This window comes from Pseudomonas sp. FeS53a (genome assembly GCF_000931385.1).
GTDB classification, from domain to species: Bacteria; Pseudomonadota; Gammaproteobacteria; order Pseudomonadales; family Pseudomonadaceae; genus Metapseudomonas; species Metapseudomonas otitidis.
Map to the genome: position 1 here is coordinate 57,548 of NZ_JYFT01000064.1, position 25,186 is coordinate 82,733.

Genomic DNA, 25,186 nt, shown 5'->3' on the forward strand with positions numbered 1-25,186 from the left:
GAGGTGCCGTGATGACCGGGATGCTGGACAGACCGGAGCGTGAAGTGGTGCTGGTGGTGGACGACACGCCCGACAACCTGGAGCTCATGAGCGAGCTGCTGATGGACCGCTACCGGGTCAAGGTCGCCGGCAACGGCGAGAAGGCACTGCGCATCGCCGGCGGCCGGCAGCCGCCGGACCTGATCCTGCTGGACGTGATGATGCCGCAGATGGACGGCTACGAAGTCTGCGCCCGGCTCAAGGCCGACCCGGCCACCCGCGACATCCCGGTGGTGTTCCTCACCGCCCGGGGCGAGGCGGCGGACGAGCAGCGCGGCTTCGACCTCGGCGCGGTGGACTACATCACCAAGCCCATCAGCCCGCCCATCGTCCTCGCGCGCATCCAGGCCCAGCTGCAGCTCAAGGCCAACGCCGACTTCCTGCGGGACAAGAGCGAATACCTGGAGCTGGAGGTGCGCCGCCGCACCCGCGAGATCAGCCACCTGCACGAGGCCACCATCGAGGCCCTGGCGAACCTGGCCGACCTGCGCGACAACCCCGCCGGCAACCACCTGGTGCGCATCGAGCTGTACATGCGCCTGCTGGGTAATGCCCTGGCCCGGCAGCAACCGGCCCTGGCCGACGAACTGACCCCGGACAAGGTGGCGCTGATGGCCAAGTCGGCGCAGCTGCACGACATCGGCAAGGTGGCCCTGCCGGACCGCGTCCTGCTCAACCCCGGCGCGCTGGAGGGCGACGACCTGCGGCTGATGCAGAGCCACACGCGCCTGGGCCGCGAAGCCCTGGAGCGCGCCGACCGGCGCCTGGCGGGCGGTGAGGGCGAGGGCTTCCTGTGCTATGCCCGGCAGATCATCCAGTCCCACCACGAGCGCTGGGACGGTGACGGCTACCCCGACGGCCTGCGGGGCGAGCAGATCCCCCTGGCGGCGCGGCTGATGGCGGTGGCGGACTACTATGACGAACTCACCGCACCGCACCCGTACCGCCCACGGGTGGGCGGTGACGAGGCGATCCAGCGGATCAGCGCCGCCAGCGGCAGCCACTTCGACCCGCTGGTGGTGATGGCCTTCCTCGAAGTGGCCGACGGCTTCGCCCGCATCGCCGAGCGCTACGGCGACGACGAGGCGGCCCTGGAAGGCGAGCTGCAGCGCCTGGAAAACTCCCTGGCGGAAACCATCGAGCTGACCTTGCCCGAGGAGCAGACGCCACCGGTGGACGCCTGAGCCCGTCGGCCGGCGCCGCTCAGAACAGGAAGTAGCGCTGCGCCATCGGCAGCACCTCGGCCGGTTCGCACCAGAGCAACTGGCCGTCGGCCTTCACCTGGTAGTTCTGCGGGTCCACCTCGATGGTCGGGGTGTAGTCGTTGTGGATCAGGTCCTGCTTCTGCACGCTGCGGCAGCCCTTCACCACGCCGATCTTCTTCTGCAGCCCCAGCTGGGCGGGCACGCCCGCCTCGAAGGCGGCCTGGCTGATGAAGGTGATGCTGGTGGCATGGCGGCTGCCGCCGTAGCTGGCGAACATCGGCCGGTAGTGCACCGGTTGCGGGGTGGGGATGGAGGCGTTGGCGTCGCCCATCAGGCTCGCGGCGATGGCCCCGCCCTTGAGGATCAGCGTCGGCTTGACGCCGAAGAAGGCCGGGCGCCAGAGCACCAGGTCGGCCCACTTGCCCACCTCCACCGAGCCCACCTCGTGGCTGATGCCATGGGTGATGGCCGGGTTGATGGTGTATTTGGCGATGTAGCGCTTGGCGCGGAAGTTGTCGTTGCCGGGGCCGTCGCCGGGCAGCGCGCCGCGCTGCTTCTTCATCTTGTCGGCGGTCTGCCAGGTGCGCGTGATGACCTCGCCGACGCGGCCCATGGCCTGGCTGTCGGAGCTGATCATGCTGAAGGCGCCGAGGTCGTGGAGGATGTCCTCGGCGGCGATGGTCTCGCGGCGGATGCGGCTTTCGGCGAAGGCCACGTCCTCGGCGATGCTCGGGTCCAGGTGGTGGCAGACCATGAGCATGTCCAGGTGTTCGTCGATGGTGTTGCGGGTGAAGGGCCGGGTCGGGTTGGTGGAGCTGGGCAGCACGTTGGAGAAACCGCAGGCCTTGATGATGTCCGGGGCGTGGCCGCCGCCGGCGCCTTCGGTGTGGTAGGTGTGGATGGTGCGGCCCTTGAAGGCGCCCAGGGTGGTTTCGACGAAGCCCGACTCGTTGAGGGTGTCGGTGTGGATGGCCACCTGCACGTCGTACTGGTCGGCGACGCTCAGGCAGTTGTCGATGGCCGCCGGGGTGGTGCCCCAGTCCTCGTGCAGCTTGAGGCCGATGGCGCCAGCCTTCACCTGTTCGATCAAGGGTTCGGGCAGCGAAGCGTTGCCCTTGCCGGTGAAGCCGATGTTCATCGGGAAGGCGTCGGCGGCCTGGAGCATGCGCGCCATGTGCCAGGGGCCGGAGGTGCAGGTGGTGGCGTTGGTACCGGTGGCCGGCCCGGTGCCGCCGCCGATCATGGTGGTGACGCCGCTCATGAGCGCCTCTTCGATCTGCTGCGGGCAGATGAAGTGGATGTGGGTGTCGATGCCGCCGGCGGTGAGGATCATGCCCTCGCCGGCGATCACCTCGGTGCTGGCGCCGATGGCGATGGTGACGTCGGGCTGGATGTCCGGGTTGCCGGCCTTGCCGATGGCGGCGATGCGCCCGTCCTTGAGGCCCACGTCGGCCTTGACGATGCCCCAGTGGTCGATGATCAGCGCGTTGGTGATCAGCGTGTCGACCACCTCGGCGGCCAGCAGCTGGCCCTGGCCCATGCCGTCGCGGATCACCTTGCCGCCGCCGAACTTCACTTCCTCGCCGTAGGTGGTGAAGTCCTTCTCGACCTCGATCCACAGGTCGGTGTCGGCCAGGCGCACCCTGTCGCCGACCGTGGGGCCGAACATGTCGGCGTAGGCCTGTCTGCTGATCTTCATCTGCGTTCTTCCTGTTGTTTAAAGGTCGCCCATGACGCGCCCGGCGAAGCCGAACACCCGGCGCGCGCCGGCCAGGTCCACCAGCTCCACCTCGCGGCTCTGGCCCGGCTCGAAGCGCACGGCGGTGCCGGCGGGGATGTTCAGGCGCATGCCACGGGCGCTGGCGCGGTCGAAGGCCAGGGCGTCGTTGGTCTCGAAGAAGTGGAAGTGCGAGCCGACCTGGATCGGCCGGTCGCCGGTGTTGGCCACGGAGAGGGTCAGGGTGCGGCGGCCGGCATTGAGTTCGATCTCGCCGTCCTGGATCTGGTATTCGCCGGGAATCATGGGAGTCACTCCAGGATGAGTTGCATGAAGGTCAGGTCCAGCCAGCGGCCGAACTTGCGCCCCACCTGGGGCATCTGCCCGGTGACGACGAAGCCGAGGCGCTGGTGCAGGTGGATGGAGGCGCTGTTCTGCGTCTCGATGGCCGCCACCATCACGTGCAGCCCGGCCTCCTGGGCGCGGTGCACCAGGGTTTCCAGCAGGTGCCGGCCGATGCCCTGGCCGCGCAGGCCCTCGCGCACGTAGACCGAGTGCTCCACGGTGTGGCGGAAGCCTTCGATGCTGCGCCAGGTGCCGTAGGTGGCGTAGCCGAGCACCTCGCCGGCAGGGGATACCGCCGCCAGCACCGGGAAGCCGGCGGCACGGCGCTCGGCCAGCCAGGCCTGGCGGTTGGCCAGGTCCACCTGGGTTTCGTTCCAGATCGCCGTGGTGTGGGCCACGGCGTCGTTGTAGATGGCGAGGATGCCGGGCAGGTCGGCGTCCCGCGCGTCGTGGATGACGTAGGGCATGGCGACCTCAGGCGATGGGCTGGTGGACGGTTACCAGCTTGGTGCCGTCGGGGAAGGTGGCTTCGATCTGGATCTCCGGGATCATCTCCGGCACGCCTTCCATGACCTGCTCGCGGGTCAGCAGCGTGGTGCCGTAGTGCATCAGCTGGGCCACGGTCTGGCCGTCGCGGGCACCTTCCAGCAGGGCGGCGGAAATGAAGGCCATGGCTTCCGGGTAGTTGAGCTTCAGGCCACGGGCCAGGCGTCGCTCGGCCACCAGGCCGGCGGTGAAGATCAGCAGCTTGTCTTTCTCGCGGGGCGACAGGTCCATCTCAGGTACTCCAGATTCGCGGGGGCTTGGCCTCGCGGCCGAGCAAGGCAGGGCGCAACAGGCGCCAGAGTTCGATGAGCCAGGCACGGGCCTGCAGGGCTTCGGGGGCCAGGCAGCGGGCCAGCACCAGGCCGGGCAGCTGGGTGAGATCGCCGCGCCCGCCGCACGGCTGCTCGCGGCAGCGCTCCAGCAGTTCGGGGGCGATCTCGCCGGTGGCGATCAGGGTGGCGAACACCGGGAAACCGGCCAGCCCGATGGGGGAGTCGAGCAGGCCGTCACCGCCTTCCACCCGTTGCCGCTCGTGCCACAGCAGGTGCCCGTCGCGGCGGATGTCGAGGGCGGCCTGGTAGTGGCCGTCGACGAAGCGCTCGCCCGCCGCGGGGCGGCCGAGGGCCACGATGTCCCAGTAAAGCAGACGGGCATCGCCGTGCAGGTCGATGCGGCTGTGCAGGTCGGCCTGGGCGCCGGCGTAGAGGATGGTCTCCTGGGGCAGCCATTCCAGGGTCGCGCCGGGCTCGACGGTGAGCTGCAGGTCCTGGCGGGCCGGGGCGGTGGCGCGGTACCACTTGGCTGCGCCGGGGCTGGTGAGCTGCACCCAGCTGGCTTCGCCGGCCCGGGCGCGGATGTTCAGCCGGTCGCCCCCGGCGATGCCGCCGGGCGGGTGGACGATGATGTGCTGGCAGACCCCGGGGCCTTCGGCGTGCAGGTGCTTTTGCACCCTCAGGGGGCCGAGGTGGCGGCGCAGCACCGGAATGGTGCGTTCCCCCTGGCGGGAATAGGCCAGCTCCAGTTCGGCGGGCCAGCTCGGCGTGAACGGGGTGGCAGGCAGGTTCATGGGGCGGTGGCGCTTCTCGGAATAGTTGACCGAGTGGGCAAGCAAGAGGCGTGCCCTGAACTGATTCGGTGCAGGTGGGTGTCCGCGCTGATCGGCGTCCTGGCTTTTCAGATGGCCACCAACCCCCTCACCCCATCGGCCTCCATGTGTTCCCCGCGCCCCTGCTGGATGACTTCGCCCCGGCTCATCACCAGATACTGGTCGGCCAGTTCGGCGGCGAAGTCGTAGAACTGCTCCACCAGCAGGATGGCCATGTCGCCGCGTTCGGCCAGCGTGCGGATCACGGCGCCGATCTCCTTGATCACCGAGGGCTGGATGCCTTCGGTGGGCTCGTCGAGGATCAGCAGGCGCGGCTGGCTGGCCAGGGCGCGGCCGATGGCCAGTTGCTGTTGCTGGCCGCCGGAGAGGTCGCCGCCCCGGCGGTGCTTCATCTCCCGCAGGACGGGGAAGAGTTCGTAGATGGATTCGGGCACGGCCCTGGCGTCACGGGCGCTGAAGCGGGAGAGACCCATCAGCAGGTTTTCCTCCACGCTGAGGCGGCCGAAGATCTCGCGGCCCTGGGGTACGTAGGCGATGCCGGCGTGCACGCGCTGGTGCGGCTTGAGCCCGGTGATGGCGCGGCCCTCCCAGTTCACCGTGCCTTCCTTGGCGGGGATCAGGCCCATGAGGCATTTCAGCAGGGTGGTCTTGCCCACGCCGTTGCGCCCGAGCAGGCAGGTGACTTCGCCGATCCGGGCTTCGAAGGAGAGGCCGCGTAGGATGTGGCTGCCGCCGTAGTACTGGTGGAGCTGGTCGACTTTCAGCATGTCGATGTCCTTGTCTGTGCGCAGGGTGGATGGGAAAAGGCGTCATCCACCCTGGGGTTCGTTCCTCAGCGGCCGAGGTACACCTCGATCACCTGTTCGTTGGCCTGGACCTGGGCGAGGGAGCCTTCGGCCAGGACGTGGCCCTGGTGGAGCACGGTGACGTGGTCGGCGATGGTGCCGACGAAGCCCATGTCGTGCTCCACCACCATCAGCGAGTGCTTGCGCGCCAGGCCCTTGAACAGCTCGGCGGTGAACTCGGTCTCGGCGTCGGTCATGCCCGCCACCGGTTCGTCGAGCAGCAGCAGTTGCGGGTCCTGCATCAGCAGCATGCCGATCTCCAGGAACTGCTTCTGGCCGTGGGAGAGCAGGCCGGCGGGGCGCTGGCGCGCGCTGTCCAGGCGGATGGTGGCGAGCACCTCGTCGATGCGGTCCTTCTGCTCGCCGGTGAGCCTGGCGCGCAGGCTGGCCCACACCGACTTGTCGGTCTTCTGCGCCAGCTCCAGGTTCTCGAACACGCTGAGCGCCTCGAACACCGTGGGCTTCTGGAACTTGCGGCCGATGCCGGCCTGGGCGATCTCGACCTCGCTCATGCGGGTGAGGTCGAGGGTTTCGCCGAACCAGGCCTGGCCGGTGTCGGGGCGGGTCTTGCCGGTGATGACGTCCATCAGGGTGGTCTTGCCGGCGCCGTTGGGGCCGATGATGCAGCGCAGCTCGCCGACGCCGATGTACAGGTTGAGGTCGCGCAGGGCCTTGAAGCCGTCGAAGCTGACGCTGATGTCCTCCAGGGTGAGGATGGTGCCGTGGCGGGTGTTCAGGCCCTGCCCGGCGGCCTGGCCGAGGCCCAGGGCATCGCGGCCGCTGCCGGCGTCGCGGTTGGGGTCGAGGATGGGTTCGAGCATGAAGTCCGGGGTGGCGCGCATCACTTGTCCTCCTTCTTCAGCAGGCCGATCACGCCCTTGGGCAGGTACAGGGTGACGAGGATGAACAGCGCGCCGAGGAAGAACAGCCAGTACTCGGGGAAGGCCACGGTGAACCAGCTCTTCATGCCGTTGACCAGCCCGGCCCCCAGCAGCGGGCCGATGAGCGAGCCGCGCCCGCCGAGGGCGACCCAGACGGCGGCCTCGATGGAGTTGGTGGGGGACATTTCGCTGGGGTTGATGATGCCCACCTGGGGCACGTACAGCGCGCCGGCCAGGCCGCAGAGCACGGCCGACAGCACCCAGATGAACAGCTTGTAGCCGCGCGGGTCGTAGCCGCAGAACATCAGCCGGTTCTCGGCGTCGCGCAGGGCGGTGAGCACGCGGCCGAACTTGCTCCGGGCCAGGCGCCAGCCCAGCAGCAGGCTGGCCACCAGCAGCGCGACGGTGGCGAGGAAGAGCACGGCGCGGGTGCCAGGGGCGGTGATGTCGAAGCCGAGGATGCGGGTGAAGCCGGTGAAGCCGTTGTTGCCGCCGAAGCCGGTCTCGTTGCGGAAGAACAGCAGCATGCCGGCGAAGGTCAGGGCCTGGGTCATGATCGAGAAGTACACGCCCTTGATCCGCGAGCGGAAGGCGAAGAAGCCGAACACCAGGGCCAGCAGGCCGGGTGCGAGCACCACCAGGCACAGGGCCCAGAGGAAGCTGGAGGTGCCGGCCCAGTACCAGGGCAGCTCGTTCCAGGCGAGGAAGCTCATGAAGGCCGGCAGGCCGTCCCCGGCGCTCTGGCGCATCAGGTACATGCCCATGGCGTAGCCGCCGAGGGCGAAGAACAGCCCGTGGCCGAGGGACAGCAGCCCGGCGTAGCCCCAGACCAGGTCCAGGGCCAGGGCGACGATGGCGTAGCAGAGGATCTTGCCCACCAGGGTCAGGGTGTAGGCCGAGACCTGCAGCGGGCTGTCGGCCGGCAGCAGGTGCAGCAGCGGCAGGGCGATCAGCACGGCGAGCACCAGGGCGCCGACGCCGAGGGTGACTTTCGGGCCGGCCTTCTGCGCGGCGGTGAGGGTCAGGGGCTGGTTCATCAGTCGATCACCCGTCCTTTCAGGGCGAAGAGGCCCTGGGGCCGCTTCTGGATGAAGAGAATGATCAGCGCGAGGATGAGGATCTTGCCCAGCACGGCGCCGATCTGCGGTTCGAGGATCTTGTTCGCCACCCCCAGGCCGAAGGCGGCCATGACGCTGCCGGCCAGTTGGCCGACGCCGCCGAGCACCACCACCAGGAAGGAGTCGATGATGTAGCCCTGGCCCAGCTCCGGGCCGACGTTGCCGACCTGGGACAGGGCCACGCCGCCGAGCCCGGCGATGCCGGAGCCGAGGCCGAAGGCGAGCATGTCCACGCGGCCGGTGGGCACGCCGCAGCAGGCGGCCATGTTGCGGTTCTGGGTGACGGCGCGGACGTTGAGGCCCAGGCGCGTGCGGTTGAGCAGCAGCCAGGTCAGCGCCACCACGAACAGGGCGAAGCCGATGATGACGATGCGGTTGTACGGCAGCACCAGGTTGGGCAGCACCTGGATGCCGCCGGAGAGCCAGGCCGGGTTGGCCACTTCGACGTTCTGCGCACCGAACACCACGCGCACCAGCTGGATGAGGATCAGGCTGATGCCCCAGGTGGCCAGCAGGGTTTCCAGCGGACGGCCGTAGAGGTGGCGGATCACCGTGCGTTCCAGGGCCATGCCGATGGCGGCGGTGACGCAGAAGGCCACCGGCAGGGCCACCAGGGGGTAGAGGGCGAGCAAGTCGGGGGCCAGGCGCTGGAAGGCGAGTTGCACCACGTAGGTGGTGTAGGCGCCGAGCATGAGCATTTCGCCGTGGGCCATGTTGATCACCCCGAGCAGGCCGAAGGTGATGGCCAGGCCCAGGGCGGCCAGCAGCAGGATGGAGCCCAGGGACAGGCCGCCGAAGGCCTGGCCGAGCACTTCGCCCAGCATCAGCCGGCGCTTGACCTGGGCCAGGCTGGTCTCGGCGGCGGTGCGCACGCTGGCGTCGGTTTCCACCGACGGGTCGAGCAGGGCTTCGAGGCGGGTGCGGGCCAGCGGGTCGCCGGTCTCGCCCAGCAGGCGCACGGCGTTCAGGCGCACCGCCGGGTCGGGGTCGACCAGTTGCAGGTTGGCCAGGGCCAGGGACAGGGCGTCGCGCACGGCGCCGTCCGCTTCGGCCACCACGCGGGCATTGAGCAGGGCGAGCTGCGCGGGCTTGGCGCTCTTCTGCAGTTCGCGGGCGCCGGCCATGCGCAGGGCCGGGTCGCTGGCGAGCAGTTGGTGGCTGGCCTGGGCGGTGATCAGCAGGCCGCGCAGGCGGTTGTTCAGGCGCAGTTTCTTCGGCGTGCCGGCGGGGGCGGCGTCACCTTCGAGGGCCTGCCAGGCGCCGTCGCGCTCGACGAACGCCTGCTTGGCGTCGATGGCGAAGCGGCCCTGCTGCAGGGCGTCCAGCAGGGGCTGGCGGGCGGCGTCGGGCTCGGCGGCCCAGCGTTCGAGCAGCCGGGCCTGTTGCGTGGGGTTGGCGGCGGCGAAGTCGTTGGCATCGCCGGCCCGCGCGGCCAGGGGCAGCAGCAGGGCCAGGGCGAGCAGGATCCGGTAGAGGGCAGGCATGGAGGCTTCCTTGGTGGCACCGTGAGCCCCCTCTCCCGGGGAAGGGAGAGGGATGGGAAGCGGCGGCGCGCGGCGTCACCGCTCCCTGGCCCCTCTCCGCAGGGGAGAGGGGAGTCGGTCAGTTGCTCTTCACCGCGTAGTCCGGCTTCTTGTCGTTGCCGGGGATGAAGGGGCTCCAGGGCTGGGCGCGCAGGGGACCTTCGGTCTGCCAGACCACGGAGAACTGACCGTCGTCCTGGATCTCGCCGATCATCACCGGCTTGTGCAGGTGGTGGTTGGTCTTGTCCATGGTCAGGGTGTAGCCGGAGGGGGCGGCGAAGGTCTGCCCGGCGAGGGCCTCGCGGACCTTGTCGACGTCGGTGGTGCCGGCCTTCTCGACGGCCTGGGCCCACATGTGGATGCCGACGTAGGTGGCTTCCATGGGGTCGTTGGTCACGGCGGTCTGGTAGTTGGGCAGGTTCTTGGCCTTGGCGTAAGCCTTCCACTGCTCGACGAACTTGGCGTTGACCGGGTTATCCACCGATTCGAAGTAGTTCCAGGCGGCCAGGTGGCCCACCAGCGGCTTGGTGTCGATGCCGCGCAGTTCTTCCTCGCCCACGGAGAAGGCGACCACCGGCACGTCGGTGGCGGCCAGGCCCTGGTTGGCCAGTTCCTTGTAGAAGGGCACGTTGGAGTCGCCGTTGACGGTGGAGATCACCGCGGTCTTGCCGCCGGCGGAGAACTTCTTGATGTTGGCGACGATGGTCTGGTAGTCGCTGTGGCCGAAGGGGGTGTAGACCTCTTCGATGTCCTTGTCGGCGACGCCCTTGCTGTGCAGGAAGGCGCGCAGGATCTTGTTGGTGGTGCGCGGGTAGACGTAGTCGGTGCCCAGCAGGAAGAAGCGCTTGGCGCTGCCGCCGTCTTCGCTCATCAGGTATTCCACCGCCGGGATGGCCTGCTGGTTGGGCGCGGCGCCGGTGTAGAAGACGTTGGGCGAGAGTTCTTCGCCTTCGTACTGCACGGGGTAGAAGAGCAGGCCGTTGAGTTCCTCGAACACCGGCAGCACGGACTTGCGCGACACCGAGGTCCAGCAGCCGAAGACCACGTCGACCTTGTCCTTGGTCAGCAGCTGGCGGGCCTTCTCGGCGAACAGCGGCCAGTTGGAGGCGGGGTCCACCACCACCGGTTCGAGCTTCTTGCCGTTCACCCCGCCCTTGGCGTTGATCTCGTCGATGGTCATCAGCGCCATGTCCTTGAGCGAGGTCTCGGAGATGGCCATGGTGCCGGACAGCGAGTGCAGGATGCCGACCTTGATGGTCTCGGCGGCCTGGAGGGTGAAGGGGAACAGGCCGGTGAGCACCAGTGCGCTGGCGGCGAGGGTGGACTTCAGGAACGGACGGCGCTTCATGTAAAGCCTCCTTGGCTGTTCATGGGAACAGGGGATGGGACCGATTTGGGGACATGAGTACGGTCATCTGTACTGCTGTCAGTCCAATGGCAGCATCCGTGCCAAGAGCGGCAAGCGGTTGTTCTGGAAGGATTTTTTTGGTTTTTAGGGGGATGACCCGGGAGTCGGCGCGCCTCATTGCGGTGCGCGCCGCCAACCTGGGCACTCGGTCAGTTATGGCCCTGCACGGTTTCAGGGCGCGAGGTAGTTCTTCACCCCGGTGAAGATGATCTGGGCGGCGAGGGCGCAGACGAACAGGCCCATCAGGCGGCTGACGATCTGCAGGCCCTGCTCGCCGAGGATGCGTTCGATGCGGTTGGAGAGGTAGAGCACCACGCCGACGGTGACGCTGGCGAGGGCGATGGCGGCGAGGGCGGTGAACTTGTCGTTCCAGTGCACGTGGCCGGCGCCCATCACCAGCATGGCGCCGATGGTGCCGGGGCCGACGGTGAGGGGGATGGTCAGCGGCACGATGGTGACGTCCTGCTGGACGTTGTCGGCCTGCACCGCCGGCTTGCCCTGGGCCATGCCGAGGGCGGAGATGAACAGCACGGCGCCGGCACCGATGCGGAAGGCGTCGATGGTGATGCCGAAGACGTTGAAGATGGCCTGGCCGAACAGGTAGAGCAGGGCGCTGGCCACCAGGGTGCCGAGGGCGACCTTCCAGGCGAGCTTCTTGCGCTCCTTCACCGTGTAGCCCCGGGTGAGGCCGATGAAGCAGGAAAGGACGAAGAAGGGGCTGTAGAGCACCAGCATCTTCAGGTACAGGCTGAACATCGTGGAGAGCATCGGACGGGCTCGCGAGGGAACGGTGGTGTGAGTGTAGGAGGCGCCGGGGGCCGCACCCGTTGATCCGGGTCGACCTGGCGGCGCGTCATCATACGCGGCGGTGATGCCCGTGCGTGTGCCGGAATGCCTTTGTAGGGGCGACTTCAGTCGCCAAGCGGTGCGTAGCGCCGCCGTTCGTGTAGGAGCGAATTCATTCGCGATTGGAGCCCAGCACTGAAGTCCGGCTCAAGGACACGCGAAGCACCTGGCGGTGGAGCCGATCAACACCCCGTTGGTGGATGAAAAGAGCGTCATCCACCCTGCGCAGTGGTCATGTTCGTGCGGGCGGGCGAATTCATGCGTGATCGGAATCCCGGGCTGAAGCCCGGGCTACGGGAGCCTCAGGAATGCAGGGCACTGCCCGGTTCGCGCAGGCGGCGCAGTTCCTTCTCGGCGGCCCAGTGCTCGATGAGTTCGCGCAGCTGGGACAGCTCCACCGGCTTGGCCATGTGGCCGTCCATGCCGGCCTGGCGCGCGCGCTCCTTGTGCTCGTTGAGGATGTGCGCGGTGAGGGCGACCACCGGGGTGCGCGGGCGCTGTGCGTCGCGCTCCCAGTCACGGAGCATTTCGGTGGCGGAGAAGCCGTCGAGCACCGGCATCTCGCAGTCCATCAGCACCAGGTCGTACTGGCGCTCCTTCATGGCGCTGAGGGCTTCCTCGCCATTGCTGGCGGTGTCCGGCTGCAGGTTGAGCTTGCTCAGCATGCCGCGGATGACCTTGGTGGAGATGCTGTTGTCCTCGGCGACGAGGATGCGGAAGTCGCCGGGGACGTTGAGCGGCGAGCTGACCTGGGAGCCGGGGAGGGTGGCGGCGCCGCCGGCGGCGCGCTGGACCAGTTCGTCGGCCAGGGTGGTCTTGAGGGTGTAGCCGGCCACCGGCTTGGCGAGGATGCGCTTGATGCCGGCGTTGCGGGCGATGATCTTGCTCGGCGCGTTGCTGATGCCGGTGAGCATGATGATCAGGATGTCGTGGTTGAGGCTCGGGTCTTCCTTGATCTTGGCGGCCAGCTGCATGCCGGTCATGCCGGGCATGTCCTGGTCCAGCAGCACCACGTCGAAGTATTCGCGCAGGTGGGCCTTGGTGCGCAGCAGGGCCAGGGCTTCCTTGCCGGACGGCACGGCGCTGACCTGCAGGCCCCAGGCGCTGCATTGCTGCACGAGCACCTTGCGGCAGGTGTCGTTGTCGTCCACCACCAGCAGCCGTGCGCCCTGCAGCGGGCCGTCGAGGTCGGAGGCGGGCTGCTCCAGGCGCTGGGCGTCCAGGGGCAGGGTCAGCCACAGGGTGCTGCCCTGGTTGCCGCCGCTCTGGATGCCGAAGTCGCCGTGCATCAGGCGCACCAGCTGGCGGGCGATGATCAGGCCGAGGCGGCCGCCGAGCTTGGTGGCGGAGAGGAAGTCCTTGCTGTGCAGCTCGGCGTTGAGCAGGGCGTCGCGCTCACCGGCTTCCAGGGGGCGGCCGCTGTCCTGCACGGCGATGCGCAGGCGCGGTTCGGCGCCGCTGGTGTCCAGGGCCACCACCAGCAGGATTTCGCCTTCGTCGGTCTGCTTGAAGGCGTTGTCCAGCAGGCTCAGCAGCACCTGGCGCAGGCGCGTCGGGTCGCCGCCCACCACGCGCGGCACCTGGGGCTGCATGAAGCTGATGAGCTCGACCTTCTGCTGTTCGGCCTTGGCGCGGAAGATGTCCAGGCAGTCGTCGATCAGGGCGTTGAGGTCGAACTGCACGTCGTCCAGTTCGATCTGCCCGGACTCCAGCTTGGAGATGTCGAGGATCTCGTTGATCAGGGTGAGCAGCTCGTTGCCGGAGCTGTGGATGGTCTGCACGTAGTCGCGCTGCTTGGCCGACAGCGGGGTGCCCAGCAGCAGCTCGGTCATGCCCAGCACGCCGTTCATGGGGGTGCGGATCTCATGGCTGATCTTGGCCAGGAACTCGCCCTTGGCCTTGAGTTCGGCGGAGCTGGCGGCCAGTTCGCGGCTGACCACGAAGTCGTCGAGGAGGATGCGCCGCTGGCGCTCGCTCATGGCCATGCTCATCAGCACGCCGCTGACGCTGGTGACGCTGAGCAGGCCGAAGGCCAGCCACTCCGACCGCACGGCCCAGTAGCCGAACAGCGCCGGCAGCGAGCCGAGGAACGCCACGCAGAACACCAGCAGCGCCAGGGTGAACAGGCGCGCCGGGCGGTAGCCGGACCGCCAGTGATGCACCGCCACGCCGAAGATGCTGAGCCCGGTGACGGCGCCCATGCCGTAGACCAGCTGGTTGAACTGCAGGTCGGTGGCCACCAGCAGGAGCAGGCCGGTGATGGCGATCACCACGGCTTCGCTGATCAACAGGCCGTTGAGCGGGGTATCGGGGCAGACGCGGCGGAAGAAGCTGCCGGCGAAGGCCAGGGCGCAGACCATGGCGGCCAGCATGGAGAGGTTGGCCAGCTGCGACTGGGCGCCGGGCCAGAAGTCCAGCCAGGGGCTGCTGATGCCCAGCAGGGCCAGGGCGGTGGCGATGATGCACAGCTGGGTGGCGGCCAGCCACAGGCTGCAGGCGGCGCGGGCGTAGGCGAAGCGCAGGACGTTGTGCAGCACCAGCATCACCAGGCTGCCCAGCAGCAGGCCGAAGAGCAGCGGGCGGCTGTCGTCGGCGGCCATCAGCGCGGCGCTCTGCAGGCTGATGGTGGGGCGCAGGGCGTGCTCGGAGGAGAGCCGCAGGTAGAGCTCCAGGGGTTCGCTGCGCTGGGGCAGCGGCAGCAGGAAGTCACGGCTGGGCAGCGGTCGCTCGGCGTAGGGCAGGCGGCTGCCGGTGCGGATGTGGTCGATCACCTCGCCGTCCTGCACCACGTACAGGTCGAGGTAGGAGAGGTAGGGGGCGAAGACCCTCAGCAGCCGTTCGTGCTGGCCGGCCGGCAGCGGGTAGTGCAGCCAGAGAGCGCTCTCGCCGCCGGGGGTGTAGAGGCGGTCGAGGTCGACGGGGGTGAACTGGGCGATGGATTGCTGGGCGCGGACGTCGTCCAGCTGGAGGCTGGCGGCGGGGTCGAGCAGGGCGCTCCAGCGCGGCGCCTCTGCGGCATGCAGGGGATGCAGGCACAGCAGGGTCAGCAGCAGGCTGACGCAAAGTCCTATGGCATTCCTGAGCCGGCGCACGGCGAGGTCCCTTCATGAATGAGTGGCCGGATTATAGCCAAGGCCCAGCCGGCGGAATATGACAAAGGCTGCCACTTGGGCCGCCTTTGCGAGGTTTTACCGGAACTTTACCTACCTTCAGCCTTCGCCGCGTTCGCGGGCGATGGCGCGGTAGCCGATGTCCTTGCGGTAGAAGCAGCCGTTCCAGCGGATCTTCTCAGCCAGGCGGTAGGCCTGCTGCTGGGCGTCGGACACGCTGGCGCCGATGGCGGTGGCGCAGAGCACGCGGCCGCCGGCGGTGACCACCTGGCCGTCCTTGAGGGCGGTGCCGGCGTGGAACACCTTGCCGTCGAGGGCGGCGGCGTCGGCCAGGCCTTCGATGACGTCACCCTTGGCGTAGTCGCCCGGGTAGCCGCCGGCGGCGAGGACCACGCCCACGGTGGGGCGCGGGTCCCAGGTGGCTTCCACCTTGTCCAGGGCCTTGGCCAGGGCGGCCTCGACCAGCAGGACCAGGGAGCTTTCCAGGCGCACCATGATGGGCTGGGTTTCCGGGTCGCCGAAGCGGCAGTTGAACTCGATGACCTTGGGCGCGCCGTTCTTGTCGATCATCAGGCCGGCGTAGAGGAAGCCGGTGTAGACGTTGCCTTCCTCGGCCATGCCGCGAACGGTGGGGTAGATCACCTCGTCCATCACGCGCTGGTGCACGGAGGGGGTGACCACCGGGGCGGGGGAGTAGGCACCCATGCCGCCGGTGTTGGGGCCGGTGTCGGCGTCGCCGACGCGCTTGTGGTCCTGGCTGGTGGCCATGGGCAGCACGTTCTGGCCGTCGACCATGACGATGAAGCTGGCTTCCTCGCCGTCGAGGAACTCTTCGATCACCACGCGGGCACCGGCGTCGCCGAAGGCGTTGCCGGAGAGCATGTCACGCACGGCCTCCTCGGCTTCGGCCAGGGTCATGGCGACGATCACGCCCTTGCCGGCGGCCAGGCCGTCGGCCTTGACCACGATGGGGGCACCCTTCTCGCGCAGGTAGGCCAGCGCCGGCTCGACTTCGGTGAAGTTCTGGTAGTCGGCGGTGGGGATCTTGTGGCGGGCGAGGAAATCCTTGGTGAAGGCCTTGGAGCCTTCCAGCTGGGCGGCGCCAGCGGTGGGGCCGAAGATGGCCAGGCCACGGGCGCGGAACAGGTCGACCACGCCTTTCACCAGCGGGGCCTCGGGGCCGACGATGGTCAGCTGCACGTTGGCAGCGGCGAAGTCGGCCAGTTGCTCGATGGCCAGCACGTCGATGGCGACGTTCTCGCACTTGGCTTCGGTGGCGGTGCCGGCGTTGCCCGGGGCGACGAAGACCTTGGCGACGCGCGGGTCCTGGGCCACTTTCCAGGCCAGGGCGTGTTCACGACCGCCGCTGCCGATGATCAGTACATTCATTGCGTTTTCCTCGAGGAGGCGGGCCGGGGGCCCCGATGGTGGATGAGAAAAGCGTCATCCACCCTACAAAAGCTTATTCCTGCAGACCTTCGGGGACGCGATGGAGCGGGTAGATGCAAGGCGTCCGGGCCCTCACCAAGCGGAGTTGCCTTCTGGCAATAAGCATTGGGGAGGGGCCGGACAACGCAGCAGATGCCTGCTTCAGTGCGTCCCTGTCACTCAGTGTCTGAAGTGGCGCATGCCGGTAAACACCATCGCAATGCCGGCCTCGTCGGCGGCGGCGATGACTTCGTTGTCACGCATGGAGCCACCCGGCTGGATCACGGCGGTGATGCCGGCCTTGGCGGCGTTGTCGATGCCGTCGCGGAAGGGGAAGAAGGCGTCGGAGGCCATGACCGCGCCCTTGACCTCGAGGCCGGCATGCTCGGCCTTGATGGCGGCGATGCGGGCGGAGTTGACGCGGCTCATCTGGCCGGCGCCGACGCCGACGGTCTGGCGGTTCTTGGCGTAGACGATGGCGTTGGATTTGACGAACTTGGCCACTTTCCAGGCGAAGATCAGGTCGTGGATCTCCTGCTCGCTCGGGGCGCGCTGGGTGACGATCTTCAGGTCTTCCGCCTTGATCATGCCGATGTCACGGCTCTGCACCAGCAGGCCGCCGTTGACGCGCTTGAAGTCCCAGCCCGGGGCGCGCTCGGCCGGCCACTCGCCGCATTCCAGCAGGCGTACGTTGGCCTTGGCAGCCACCACTTCACGGGCGGCGGCGGAGATTTTCGGGGCGATGATCACTTCGACGAACTGGCGCTCGACGATGGCCTTGGCGGTCTCGCCGTCCAGCTCGCGGTTGAAGGCGATGATGCCGCCGAAGGCGGATTCGGTGTCGGTGGCGTAGGCCAGGTCGTAGGCCTTGCGGATGCCGCCTTCGTCTTCCGGGACCACGGCGACGCCGCAGGGGTTGGCGTGCTTGACGATGACGCAGGCCGGCTTGACGAAACTCTTCACGCATTCCAGGGCGGCGTCGGTGTCGGCGACGTTGTTGAACGACAGTTCCTTGCCCTGCAGCTGGACGGCGGTGGAGACGCTGGCTTCGCCCTTCTTCGCCTCGACGTAGAACGCCGCGCTCTGGTGCGGGTTCTCGCCGTAGCGCATTTCCTGGGCCTTGACGAACTGGCTGTTGAAGGTGCGCGGGAAGGCGCTGCGGTCTTCGGTGGACAGGGTGTCGCGGGCCTGGTCGATGGTGCCCAGGTAGTTGGCGATCATGCCGTCGTAGGCGCTGGTGTGCTCGAAGGCCTTGAGGGCCAGGTCGAAGCGCTGGGCGTAGGTCAGGCCGCCGGCCTTGAGGGATTCGACGATGCCGGCGTAGTCGCTGGCGTTGACCACGATGGCGACGTCCTTGTGGTTCTTCGCGGCGCTGCGGACCATGGTCGGGCCGCCGATGTCGATGTTCTCGATGGCGGTGGGCAGGTCGCAGTCAGCCTTGGCGACGGTGGCCTCGAAGGGGTAGAGGTTGACCGCCACCAGGTCGATCGGCTTGATGCCGTGCTGCTCCATGACCGCGCCGTCCAGGTTGCGGCGACCGAGGATGCCGCCGTGGATCTTCGGGTGCAGGGTCTTCACGCGGCCGTCCATCATTTCCGGGAAGCCGGTGTAGTCGGCGACTTCCACGGCGGCGACGCCGTTGTCCTTGAGCAGCTTGTAGGTGCCGCCGGTGGAGAGGATCTCCACGCCCAGGGCAGCCAGTTCACGGGCGAACTCGAGGATGCCGGTCTTGTCGGAAACGCTGATCAGGGCGCGGCGAACGGGGAGGCGGGTGGTCTGGTCGGTCATGTCGATGTCCATCGGAGCAGGGGAATCAGTAAAAAAGGGCGGCCTTTGATGTTCTCGGGGGCCGCCCTTTCTTTATCGAATACGTGCTTACAGGAGGTCGTACTGCTTGAGCTTCTTGCGCAGCGTGCCCCGGTTGAGGCCGAGCATCTCGGAGGCTTTGGTCTGGTTGCCCTTGACGTAGTTCATCACGGTTTCCAGCAGCGGGGCCTCCACTTCGGAGAGCACCAGGTTGTAGACGTCCGTGACCGTCGCGCCCTCCAGGTGGGCGAAGTAGTTGTGCAGTGCCTTCTCGACGCTGCCGCGCAGGGTCTGGCCCTCGGCGGTCGGTGTGGTCAGGTGCTGTTTCAGGTTGGCGTTGTCGCTCACGGGTGTTGCCCCATCAAAAAAATTCTCGGTCATCGTCGTCATGCGGCCTTATCCCCTTCGTTGTGACGCTCGGCGAAAAATTGCCGAACGCTGGCGCACTGCGCGTCCGTGGACTCCAAACGATTGAACTGGGCGCGAAACTCCCTGGCGCCCGGCAGGGTTGCGAGATACCAGCCGACATGCTTGCGGGCGATGCGTACGCCCATCACTTCGCCGTAGAAGGCGTGCAGTGCGGCCAGGTGCTCCAGCAGGATCTGTTCCACCTCTTCAAGCCCCGGCACCGCCAGCAGTTCGCCGGTGGCCAGGTAATGCGTGATCTCGCGGAAGATCCAGGGTCGCCCCTGGGCCGCTCGACCGATCAGCAGGGCATCGGCACCGGTGGCGTCGAGGACCTGTCTGGCTTTCTGTGGCGAGTCGATGTCGCCGTTGGCAAAGACCGGGATCGACACCGACTGCTTGATCGCGGCGATGGTGTCGTACTCGGCTTCGCCGGTGTACAGGTCGGCCCGGGTGCGACCGTGAACGGCCAGCGCCTGGATACCCGACTCTTCGGCGATCCTCGCCACGGCGATGCCGTTCTTGTTGTCGCGGTCCCAGCCGGTGCGGATCTTCAGCGTGACCGGGACATCGACGGCCTTCACCACGGCGTCGAGGATGCGTGCCACCAGGGCCTCATCCTTCATCAGCGCGGAACCGGCCGCCTTGTTGCAGACCTTCTTCGCCGGACAGCCCATGTTGATGTCGATGATCTGGGCTCCGAGCGCCACATTGGCCCTGGCCGCCTCGGCCAGCATCTCCGGGTCGCCGCCGGCGATCTGCACCGAACGGGGCTCCGGGTCGCCTTCATGAAGCAGGCGCAACCGCGACTTGCGGCTGTTCCACAGGCGCACGTCGCTGGTGACCATCTCGGAGACTACCAAGCCGGCACCCAGGCGACGGCAAAGCAGACGAAACGGACGGTCGGTCACGCCCGCCATGGGGGCGAGTATCACCTGGTTGGGTAGGGCATACGGGCCGATGCGTACCGCCGACATGGGTCTTCCCTGCCTGTGGGGCCGGATCTTGGTCTACGAAAAAGGGTGGGCATCATACCCGCTCTCGATGACCGGATAAAGGTTGTTTTGAACAAATTCTGAACAGTGCCGAGCTTATCGCCAGGGGTTCTGGCAAGGCCCCGGAGCGGCGTCCGGCGGGCCTGTCAGGCTATTCCGGGGAGTGGAAGCTCAGGCTGTAATTGACCGCCTTGGTGCCGGGGTCAAGGATGTCCAGCGAGATGTGGATCGGCGTCTGCGGCGGCATTTCCGTCTGCCCGGCCAGCTCCCCGCCGAGGTATTCGCCGGGCTTGAAGCGACGGTTGGCGAGCAGTTGCCCGTTGATGTCGGCGAAGCGCAGTTCCAGCAGCGGGAAGGGCTGGGAGAAGGCCGCGCGGTTGTAGATGATCGCATCCACCACCAGGGCGCCGGTGAAGTCCGGGTGGCTGCGCACCACCAGGTTGCTGCTCTTGATCAGGTTGACGTCGACCTTGGAAGGCAGGCGGCAGCCGATCTCGGGGCAGAGTTGCTCGAACCAGGGGCGGTACTGGTCGGTGCGGGCCAGTTCGTCGAAGTGGTACCAGACGTACTGGAAGCCCAGGGCGAGGCCGCCGATCAGGTTCAGCAGGCCCCAGCCGATCCAGCGGCCCCAGGGTTTGCGCGGGGCTTGCCATTCCAGTTGCAGGGGCTCGTCGTCCAGGTCCAGCAGGCCCTTGTCGCGCAGGCTCGGTTCGTTGCGCGGCGGGCTGCGGGTCACGACGGGCTCGGTCGGCGCGTCGTCCAGCGGTTCGTCTGTGTCGTCCTCGTCCCGTTCCTGCGCGGCGCTGCGGCCGGGGGCGGGGAGATCCGGTTCGTCATCGGGCTCGTCGTCGCGGGCCGAGCCGATGCTCGGCAGCGGATCGTCCTCTTCCTCGACGGCGGCCAGGTTCAGCGCGGGCTCGCGGCGCTCCGGCTCGGCCGGGCGCGGCGGCACGGGTGCCTGGGGGGCGGAGGCGGTGGGGCGTTGCTCGGCGTGCAGCAGGGCCTCGGCCCAGCCTTCGTCGTAGCGTTGTTCGGGGTCGTCACGCTGGCCCAGCAACTGCTCGCCCGGCTTGGGGGCGGCCTGCAGGGCCATGAATTCGCGGGAGAGCTTGAGTTCTTCCTGCTCCAGCTTGGCCAGTTCCTCGTCGAGGTCGAGGCTGTCCAGGTCCAGGTCGTCATGGATCCACAGGGTGTTCTTGTCGCCGCTCTTGCCGCTGGGGGCCGGCGTTGCGGCAGCCTGCGGCTTGAGCACGGTGGCGACGCTGGGCACGCTCGGAGCCGGAGCCGGAGCCGGAGCCGGAGCCGGAGCCGGAGCCGGAGCCGGAGCCCGGGGTGCGGGTGGCGTCGGGCTCGGGGCGGCCGGGCGAGCGGGGGGCGTGGTTGCAGCCGGGGCGGTCGTCGTCGGGGCCGAGGCCTCTTTCGCCGCCAGGCTCCCCAGCAGTTGCTTGGCCGCGTTGAACACGTGCAGGCACGCGCCGCAGCGCACCGCGCCATGGGCCGCCGCCAGCTGGGCGCGGGTCACGCGGAAGCTGGTCTGGCAATGGGGGCACTGGGTGACGAAGCTATCGGTCATGCGGCGGTCCGGGCAAAACGACGCGCTAGTCTACCAACTCGCCACGTCGCTGGCGCATTCCTGCTGTGCATCCTTTGCGGGCCTCAGCGACGAACGCCGCTGATGCGCACCCAGCCGTCCTTCTCGGCGGTCGGGTCCAGCTCGAAGGCGTCGGCATAGGCCGCGCGGACCTCCTCGGCCTGCTCGGCGAGGATGCCCGACAGCGCCAGGCGGCCGCCGGCCTTGACCAGCGCGGTGATCTGCGGCGCCAGGGACACCAGCGGGCCGGCGAGGATGTTGGCCACTACCACGTCGGCCGGCTGTTGCGGCATGTCGGCGGGCAGGTAGACGGGGAACAGGGCCGGGTCGATGCCGTTGCGCGAGGCGTTGTCGCGGGAGGCCTCCAGGGCTTGCGGGTCGATGTCGGTGCCCACCGCCTGGCGCGCGCCCAGCAGCAGGCCGGCGATGGCGAGGATGCCGGAGCCGCAGCCGAAGTCGATCAGGTCGCAGCCGCCCAGTTCCTGGCCGTCCAGCCATTCCAGGCACAGCGCGGTGGTCGGGTGGGTGCCGGTGCCGAAGGCCAGGCCCGGGTCCAGCAGCAGGTTCACCGCATCCGGCTCGGGGGCGTCGTGCCAGCTCGGGACGATCCACAGGCGGCGGCCGAAGCGCATGGGCTGGAAGTTGTCCATCCAGCTGCGTTCCCAGTCCTGGTCTTCGATGCGCTCGATCTGGTGCTGCGGCAGGGCGCCGCCGGTGAGCAGTTCGAGGTGCGCCACCAGTGCCGTCTCGTCGGTGTCGGCCTCGAACAGGGCCAGCAGGTGGGTGTGGGACCAGAGCGGGGTGGTGCCGAGGTCGGGCTCGAAGATCGGCTGGTCTTCGGCGTCCATGAAGGTCACCGAGACGGCGCCGACTTCCAGCAGGGCGTCTTCATAGGTTTCCGCCTGATCCGGGGTGATGGCGAGACGGACTTGTAACCAGGGCATGGCGAAACCTCGATGCGGCGTGGAGAAGGGGCTCTTACGGGGCGGGCAAGCTTACTTGAGGCTCGGGTGCCATGCCAGCCGCGGCGTCCAGGCGGTCGAGGCCGCGGTAGGCGAGGTGGCAGACGCCGCTGCCGAGCAGGGCCGGGAGCAGCAGATTGAGCACTGGAACCACCGCCAGCATCAGGATCAGCAGGCCGAAGGCGATGAGTGCGCCGCGCTGGGCCCGCACCACGCGCATCTGTTCGGCGCCACTGGCCAGTCCGGCGAGGGCGGCGGGCACCAGGAAGCGCACGTTCAGGTAAGCCAGCAGCATCAGCATCAGGATGCCGTTGACCACGGGGATCAGCAGGCAGAGTAGCGGGCCGATTCCGATGCCGATGCCGAGGCCCAGCCAGGGGCCGAGGTGGTAGCGGCCGGCGCGCAGCAGGTCGGTGGTGGCGGGTTGGCGCTGGAGCAGGCTGGGGTAGTGACTGCGGGTACGGGTCTTCAGGCGCCCCATCAGCACCCAGCGCAGGCTGAGGCGGATGCTGAGTACCACGGCGCCAGCGTAGAGCACGACCACGATAGCCACTGCCAACAGCGCGGCGTACACCGCCATCAAGGCCAGGGCTGGGGCGATGTTGGCCATGGCGCTGATAGTCGCCGGGCCGCCGCTGACGCTCGGGAGCAACCCGAGGGCGGCAGCGCCCATGATCACGAAGGAGGCGATCAGCCCGGCGGCCTTGGCGATGAACTCGAAGTGGGTATAGAACAGCCAGCCCCAGAAACTGGTCATCAGCAGGCAGAGGCCCGACGAGCCGATGAGGATGCCCGGCCGCAGGCTGGAGCGCAGGGCCAGCCCCAGGCAGATGAAAGCTTCCAGAAAGGCCCGGCCGATGGACTTGAATCTTGCTTTCACGGGCGGGGCATTCCTTTGCGTGGCGGAAATGAAGAAGGGCCGCATTATGCGGCCCTTCGGGGTTCACCAGGCTTACTTCTTGCCCAGTTTGTGCTCGAGGTAGTGAATGTTCACGCCCCCTTTGCAGAAACCCTTGTCGCGGGTGAGGTCGCGGTGCAGCGGGACGTTGGTCTTGATCCCGTCCACCACGATCTCGTCGAGGGCATTGCGCATGCGCGCCATGGCCTCGTCGCGGTCCTTGCCGTAGGTGATCAGCTTGCCGATCAGCGAGTCGTAGTTCGGCGGTACGGAGTAGCCGCTGTACAGGTGCGAATCGACGCGCACGCCGTTGCCGCCCGGGGCGTGGAAGTACTTCACCTTGCCCGGGGAGGGCATGAAGTTGTCCGGGTCTTCGGCGTTGATGCGGCACTCCAGGGCATGGCCACGGATGACCACGTCTTCCTGCTTGATCGAGAGCTTGTTGCCTGCGGCGATGCTGAGCATCTCCTTGACGATGTCGACGCCGGTGACCATCTCGGTGACCGGGTGCTCCACCTGGACGCGGGTGTTCATCTCGATGAAGTAGAAGCGGCCGTTCTCGTAGAGGAACTCGAAGGTGCCGGCACCGCGGTAGCCGATCTCGATGCAGGCCTGGACGCAGCGTGCCAGCACTTCGGCGCGGGCCTTCTCGTCGATGCCGGGGGCGGGGGCTTCTTCCAGCACCTTCTGGTGGCGGCGCTGCAGGGAGCAGTCGCGGTCACCCAGGTGGATGGCGTTGCCCTGGCCGTCGGAGAGAACCTGCACTTCCACGTGGCGCGGGTTGGTGAGGAACTTCTCCAGGTAGACCATGGAGTTGCCGAACGCGGCACCGGCTTCGGTGCGGGTCAGCTTGGCCGACTTGATCAGCTCGTCGGCGCTGTGCACCACGCGCATGCCGCGACCACCGCCGCCGCCGGCGGCCTTGATGATCACCGGGTAGCCGACGTCCTCGGCGATCGCCAGGGCGGTCGCTTCGTCTTCCGGCAGCGGGCCGTCGGAGCCCGGAACGGTCGGTACGCCGGCCTTCTTCATGGCGTCCTTGGCGGACACCTTGTCGCCCATCAGGCGGATGGTGTCGGCTTTCGGGCCGATGAAGGCGAAGCCGGAGTTCTCCACCTGCTCGGCGAAGTCGGCGTTCTCGGCGAGGAAGCCGTAGCCCGGGTGGATCGCGGTGGCGCCGGTCACTTCGGCGGCACTGATGATGGCCGGGATGTTCAGGTAGGACTGGGCGGCGGGTGCCGGGCCGATGCAGACGGTCTCGTCAGCCAGGGACAGGTGCATCAGCTCGCGGTCGGCCGTGGAGTGCACCGCTACCGTCTTGATGCCCAGCTCCTTGCAGGCGCGCAGGATGCGCAGGGCGATCTCGCCACGGTTGGCGATCAGGACTTTTTCCAGCATCACAGGCTCTCCGCGGTTCAGACGATGGTGAACAGCGGCTGGTCGTACTCAACCGGCTGACCGTTTTCCACGAGGATGGATTCGATCACGCCACTGGCTTCGGCTTCGATGTGGTTCATCATCTTCATCGCTTCGACGATGCAGAGGATGTCGCCTTTCTTAACGGTCTGGCCGACTTCGGCGAAGTTGGCCGAGGTGGGGGAGGCGGCGCGGTAGAAGGTGCCGACCATCGGCGAGCGGACCACGTGGCCGTTCAGCTTCGCAGCAGCCGGGGCAGCGTCGGCTGCCGGAGCCGGGGCAGCAGCCGGTGCGGCGGCAACGGGCGCGGCGACCGGAGCCGGGGCAGCGGCGTAGACCGGCTGGGCGGCCATGGCCTTGTTGCTGTGACGGCTGATGCGCACGGACTCTTCGCCCTCGCGGATCTCCAGCTCGTCGATCCCGGACTCTTCCAGCAGTTCGATCAGTTTCTTGACTTTACGGATATCCATTAATCATCAACTCCCAAGGGTGAGGTCAGGGGCGTTCAAGGTGTTCCAGTGCCGCGTCCAGGGCCAGGCGGTAGCCGGTGGCGCCCAGACCGCAGATCACTCCCACGGCTACGTCGGAGAAGTAGGAGTGATGGCGGAAAGGTTCTCGTTTGTGCACGTTGGACAGGTGCACTTCGATGAATGGGATGCTCACTGCGAGCATCGCGTCACGTAGCGCGACACTTGTATGCGTGAAAGCGGCCGGATTGATCAGGATGAAGTCCACGCCTTCGTTGCGCGCAGCGTGGATCCGCTCGATCAGTTCGTACTCGGCGTTGCTCTGCAGGTGCATCAGGTGGTGCCCGGCTTCGCGGGCGCGGCGCTCCAGGTCCTGGTTGATCTCGGCCAGGGTGGTGGCGCCGTACTTGTCGGGCTCGCGGGTCCCCAGCAGGTTGAGGTTGGGACCGTGCAGGACGAGCAAGGTGGCCATGGGCTGTCTTCCTTATTGGGGCCAGGCGGGACCGTGAAGGATAGTCGTGACTGTCCCT

General features: G+C 67.9%; 23 protein-coding genes. 1 reads left to right on the forward strand and 22 read right to left on the reverse strand.

Going from position 1 to position 25,186, the window contains the following annotated elements:
• Positions 1–11 precede the first annotated feature (11 nt).
• A complete protein-coding gene (locus SZ55_RS21015; protein ID WP_044411101.1) occupies positions 12–1,223 on the forward strand; it encodes a response regulator in 1,212 nt (403 codons plus the stop codon).
• A gap of 19 nt (positions 1,224–1,242) precedes the next feature.
• Here the strand turns inward: SZ55_RS21015 and ureC are convergent, their stop codons facing one another.
• From ureC to aroQ, 22 genes are all read right to left on the reverse strand, one after another.
• The gene (gene ureC, locus SZ55_RS21020; RefSeq protein WP_044411104.1) at positions 1,243–2,943 is read right to left on the reverse strand and encodes an urease subunit alpha; all 1,701 of its coding nucleotides are present in this window, start codon (positions 2,941–2,943) and stop codon (positions 1,243–1,245) included.
• 18 nt (positions 2,944–2,961) lie between these two features.
• Positions 2,962–3,267 carry an urease subunit beta gene (locus tag SZ55_RS21025; RefSeq protein WP_044411111.1) on the reverse strand — a complete coding sequence of 102 codons (306 nt, stop codon included), beginning with the start codon at positions 3,265–3,267 and terminating at the stop codon, positions 2,962–2,964.
• Positions 3,268–3,272: 5 nt separating this feature from the next.
• Positions 3,273–3,773: a GNAT family N-acetyltransferase gene (locus SZ55_RS21030; protein WP_044411116.1), complete on the reverse strand. Its 501-nt coding sequence runs from the start codon at positions 3,771–3,773 to the stop codon at positions 3,273–3,275.
• A 7-nt stretch (positions 3,774–3,780) separates the two neighbouring features.
• A complete protein-coding gene (locus tag SZ55_RS21035; protein ID WP_044411119.1) occupies positions 3,781–4,083 on the reverse strand; it encodes an urease subunit gamma in 303 nt (100 codons plus the stop codon).
• Position 4,084: 1 nt separating this feature from the next.
• On the reverse strand, positions 4,085–4,918 hold the full coding sequence (locus SZ55_RS21040; RefSeq protein ID WP_044411290.1) for an urease accessory protein UreD: 834 nt from the start codon (positions 4,916–4,918) through the stop codon (positions 4,085–4,087).
• 107 nt (positions 4,919–5,025) lie between these two features.
• On the reverse strand, positions 5,026–5,724 hold the full coding sequence (gene urtE, locus SZ55_RS21045; protein WP_044411122.1) for an urea ABC transporter ATP-binding subunit UrtE: 699 nt from the start codon (positions 5,722–5,724) through the stop codon (positions 5,026–5,028).
• 65 nt (positions 5,725–5,789) lie between these two features.
• Positions 5,790–6,644, reverse strand: a complete 855-nt coding sequence (gene urtD, locus SZ55_RS21050) for an urea ABC transporter ATP-binding protein UrtD (RefSeq protein ID WP_044411125.1) — start codon at positions 6,642–6,644, stop codon at positions 5,790–5,792.
• Positions 6,644–7,720, reverse strand: a complete 1,077-nt coding sequence (urtC, locus tag SZ55_RS21055) for an urea ABC transporter permease subunit UrtC (protein WP_044411128.1) — start codon at positions 7,718–7,720, stop codon at positions 6,644–6,646. The genes urtD and urtC overlap by 1 nt, the downstream gene beginning before the upstream one ends.
• Complete coding sequence (gene urtB, locus SZ55_RS21060; protein ID WP_044411131.1) at positions 7,720–9,285, reverse strand: urea ABC transporter permease subunit UrtB; 1,566 nt, start codon at positions 9,283–9,285, stop codon at positions 7,720–7,722. Before urtB ends, urtC begins: the two co-directional genes overlap by 1 nt.
• A 118-nt stretch (positions 9,286–9,403) precedes the next feature.
• Complete coding sequence (gene urtA, locus SZ55_RS21065) at positions 9,404–10,672, reverse strand: urea ABC transporter substrate-binding protein (protein WP_044411134.1); 1,269 nt, start codon at positions 10,670–10,672, stop codon at positions 9,404–9,406.
• Between the two features lie 231 nt (positions 10,673–10,903).
• Entirely contained in the window at positions 10,904–11,500 is a 597-nt protein-coding gene (locus tag SZ55_RS21070; RefSeq protein WP_044411137.1) for a MarC family protein, read from the reverse strand.
• A 380-nt stretch (positions 11,501–11,880) separates the two neighbouring features.
• On the reverse strand, positions 11,881–14,670 hold the full coding sequence (locus SZ55_RS21075; protein ID WP_044411140.1) for a hybrid sensor histidine kinase/response regulator: 2,790 nt from the start codon (positions 14,668–14,670) through the stop codon (positions 11,881–11,883).
• Positions 14,671–14,787: 117 nt separating this feature from the next.
• Positions 14,788–16,077 carry a phosphoribosylamine--glycine ligase gene (gene purD / locus SZ55_RS21080; RefSeq protein WP_044411143.1) on the reverse strand — a complete coding sequence of 430 codons (1,290 nt, stop codon included), beginning with the start codon at positions 16,075–16,077 and terminating at the stop codon, positions 14,788–14,790.
• 219 nt (positions 16,078–16,296) lie between these two features.
• The gene (gene purH, locus SZ55_RS21085; RefSeq protein ID WP_044411293.1) at positions 16,297–17,904 is read right to left on the reverse strand and encodes a bifunctional phosphoribosylaminoimidazolecarboxamide formyltransferase/IMP cyclohydrolase; all 1,608 of its coding nucleotides are present in this window, start codon (positions 17,902–17,904) and stop codon (positions 16,297–16,299) included.
• Positions 17,905–17,991: 87 nt separating this feature from the next.
• Positions 17,992–18,312, reverse strand: coding sequence for a DNA-binding transcriptional regulator Fis (gene fis / locus SZ55_RS21090; protein WP_044411145.1), 321 nt, complete (start codon positions 18,310–18,312; stop codon positions 17,992–17,994).
• On the reverse strand, positions 18,309–19,304 hold the full coding sequence (dusB, locus tag SZ55_RS21095; protein WP_044411146.1) for a tRNA dihydrouridine synthase DusB: 996 nt from the start codon (positions 19,302–19,304) through the stop codon (positions 18,309–18,311). Before dusB ends, fis begins: the two co-directional genes overlap by 4 nt.
• Before the next feature lie 169 nt (positions 19,305–19,473).
• Positions 19,474–20,895, reverse strand: a complete 1,422-nt coding sequence (locus tag SZ55_RS21100) for a DUF3426 domain-containing protein (protein WP_044411148.1) — start codon at positions 20,893–20,895, stop codon at positions 19,474–19,476.
• Between the two features lie 83 nt (positions 20,896–20,978).
• Positions 20,979–21,857: a 50S ribosomal protein L11 methyltransferase gene (gene prmA, locus SZ55_RS21105; protein WP_044411150.1), complete on the reverse strand. Its 879-nt coding sequence runs from the start codon at positions 21,855–21,857 to the stop codon at positions 20,979–20,981.
• Positions 21,858–21,891: 34 nt separating this feature from the next.
• On the reverse strand, positions 21,892–22,755 hold the full coding sequence (locus SZ55_RS21110) for an EI24 domain-containing protein (protein WP_044411152.1): 864 nt from the start codon (positions 22,753–22,755) through the stop codon (positions 21,892–21,894).
• A gap of 72 nt (positions 22,756–22,827) precedes the next feature.
• Positions 22,828–24,171, reverse strand: coding sequence for an acetyl-CoA carboxylase biotin carboxylase subunit (gene accC / locus SZ55_RS21115; RefSeq protein WP_044411155.1), 1,344 nt, complete (start codon positions 24,169–24,171; stop codon positions 22,828–22,830).
• A gap of 17 nt (positions 24,172–24,188) precedes the next feature.
• Positions 24,189–24,659 carry an acetyl-CoA carboxylase biotin carboxyl carrier protein gene (accB, locus tag SZ55_RS21120; protein ID WP_044411158.1) on the reverse strand — a complete coding sequence of 157 codons (471 nt, stop codon included), beginning with the start codon at positions 24,657–24,659 and terminating at the stop codon, positions 24,189–24,191.
• Between the two features lie 25 nt (positions 24,660–24,684).
• Positions 24,685–25,128: a type II 3-dehydroquinate dehydratase gene (gene aroQ / locus SZ55_RS21125; protein WP_044411161.1), complete on the reverse strand. Its 444-nt coding sequence runs from the start codon at positions 25,126–25,128 to the stop codon at positions 24,685–24,687.
• Positions 25,129–25,186: the final 58 nt, after the last annotated feature.